Source organism: Flavobacterium sp., from assembly GCF_043722275.1.
In the GTDB taxonomy this organism is placed as follows: Bacteria; Bacteroidota; Bacteroidia; order Flavobacteriales; family Flavobacteriaceae; genus Flavobacterium.
Genome location: NZ_JAYSPC010000019.1, coordinates 1 through 1,732, shown reverse-complemented (window position 1 = coordinate 1,732; position 1,732 = coordinate 1). Strand labels below are relative to the sequence as shown.

Annotated in this window: 2 protein-coding genes and 1 pseudogene; 2 read left to right on the top strand and 1 reads right to left on the bottom strand. The window is 32.0% G+C overall.

Annotation, left to right across the window (positions count from 1 at the left end; genetic code table 11):
- Positions 1-41 precede the first annotated feature (41 nt).
- Positions 42-470, top strand: coding sequence for a transposase (locus ACHZDT_RS02850; protein WP_394773152.1), 429 nt, complete (start codon positions 42-44; stop codon positions 468-470).
- Between the two features lie 14 nt (positions 471-484).
- Positions 485-1,339: an IS3 family transposase gene (locus ACHZDT_RS02845; RefSeq protein ID WP_394773151.1), complete on the top strand. Its 855-nt coding sequence runs from the start codon at positions 485-487 to the stop codon at positions 1,337-1,339.
- A 62-nt stretch (positions 1,340-1,401) separates the two neighbouring features.
- On the opposite strand, the pseudogene ACHZDT_RS02840 reads toward ACHZDT_RS02845, so the two are convergent.
- Positions 1,402-1,732, bottom strand: a pseudogene (locus tag ACHZDT_RS02840) (cell division protein FtsZ); the annotation flags it as partial.

Here is a 1,732-nt window from a genome sequence, read left to right as displayed (position 1 = left end):
ATGTCCCGTCCTGAAATAGCGATACATAAAAAAACATCGTTATGGAAGAAAGAGTAAATTATGTAAAGCGAAGCCAGTGTGATTACAGCATGTCTTTAAAACTACAAATCGTTCAAGAAATAGAACGAGGAGAGTTAAGTACCACTAGTGCCACTCGAAAATATGGCATACAAGCACGTTCAACAATTGTATCGTGGTTAAGGAAATATGGTAAATTTGATTGGGAAAATCAAACACCATCACATATGCCTAAAACACCTGAACAGAAAATCATGGAGCTTGAAGCACAGATAAAGCTTTTAGAAAAACAAAAGACATTTCTTGAGCAACAGGCTTCTGTAGCAGACAAAAAGGTCATTCTTTTTGACATGATGATAAACCTGGCTGAAAAAGAGTATAATATCGATATACGAAAAAACTCATCACCCGAACAATCGTCCAGTTCAAAGAAGAACAAAAGCAAACGATAAAATTCACCTGTGAATTGCTCGGGGTAGACAGACAGGTTTATTACAGAAGTATCAAAAGGAAAAATGTTAAACAAGAAAAAGCTAAAGAAGTTATTTCCTTGGTAAATGACATAAGAAAGCAAATGCCTAGAATAGGCACAAGAAAGATGTATTATATTTTGTCAGAGAGATTACAAACAATGAAAACCGGACGAGATAAATTTTTTGATATACTCAGGAGTAATCATCTATTGATAGAACCCAAACGAAGTTATCATGTGACCACTAACTCCCATCATCGATTTAGAAAACATTGCAATCTTATTCAGGATTTAGAAATAAACAGACCAGAACAAGTGTGGGTATCAGACATAACATATATAGGAAAAAGAGAAAAGCCTTGTTACTTAAGTTTAGTGACAGATGCTTATTCGAAACAGATAATGGGATACCATGTTGCAGATAATTTGAATACTGAAAGCAGTGTAAAAGCATTAAAAATGGCAATAAGCAAGCGTAGAAATAAACAATTATCTCTTATCCATCATTCTGATAGAGGTTTGCAATATTGTGCGGATGATTATCAAAAAATATTAAATAAAAACAACGTTTTATGCAGCATGACGCAAAACTCAGATCCTTATGAGAATGCTGTTGCAGAGCGCATAAATGGAATTTTAAAGCAAGAATTTATGATTGATAAGCACTTTCAGGATTTAAATATAATACAGTTAACTGTTAAAGAATCTATTGAAATTTATAACAATCAAAGACCTCACTATTCTAATTTTATGCTTACACCAATGAAGATGCACCAACAAAATCAAATAAAAATGAGAACATATAAAATAAAAAAAAACAGTAGTAAGAGTATGCTTACTACTGTCTAAATTGTAAATTTGTTTATTATTAATCCTGTATCATTATTTCAGGACTAGACAAAATCTATTGTTTAGTCAACGTTATCGTGTAAAAAAGAGTTATTTGGTTTGATCTCCACTTTTTTATCTTCGTTTTCTGACAAAGTATAACGGGATACTTGTGATTCAGAAGAATGAGGAGTAGAATCTAAATTAATATTTCTTCTTTTGTATGCCGGTTCATTTTCTAATTCAGATAAACCGTTTGGAGATTTTAATTTAAAACTTAACTCTTTTAATTTTGCAACACGATCTTGAGCTTTTTTCAATTGCTCATCGTTTTGAACTTTCGCAACAATTGTATTTTCTTCTTTCGCTTCTACAATCGGCTCAATTTTAGCATATGCTTCATCCAGTGTTATA

Excerpts from the sequence above, each read along its gene's own strand:
- ACHZDT_RS02850 (WP_394773152.1), top strand. The coding sequence starts at position 42 with ATGGAAGAAAGAGTAAATTATGTAAAGCGAAGCCAGTGTGATTACAGC.